General features: G+C 84.9%; 1 pseudogene. It reads left to right on the top strand.

The window, feature by feature from the left end:
• Nucleotides 1–425: pseudogene (locus GTR00_RS22550) on the top strand (hypothetical protein); the annotation flags it as partial.

Genomic DNA, 425 nt, shown 5'->3' with positions numbered 1-425 from the left:
CCGCCGGCCCCGCCGCTGCCCCCGGCACCACCGGTGCCGTCGACGGCTCGCGCACCGCGGTGCTGCCGGTGACCGCGGCCGCGCCGGGGCTCGAGGGGGTCGGCACCCAGGGCACCCAGGGCACCCAGGGCACCCAGGCCGTCCAGGCGGTGCAGGTCGCCGCCGTGCTGCGCCCGGCGGCCCTCAACGGCCAGGACGCCGCCGCGGCGACCGCCCCGGCCGACGCCTCGGCCGCACCCGCGACGGGCGTGGCGGGGCAGGCGGCCGGCGTGCCGCTGACCGCCGAGCCCGGTGCCGGTCAGGCCGGTGCCCAGGGCGACGGGCAGCCGGGCGGTCAGCCCGGGAACCAGCCCGGCGGGCAGGGCGCGCGCACCGGCGCCGGCACCCCCGCGCCGGTGGCGGCGGCACCGGCCGCCGGTGCCCCG

The sequence above is a fragment of the Kineococcus indalonis genome (assembly GCF_009906395.1).
GTDB lineage: Bacteria > Actinomycetota > Actinomycetes > Actinomycetales > Kineococcaceae > Kineococcus > Kineococcus indalonis.
This window is presented reverse-complemented; position numbering and strand designations above follow the sequence as displayed.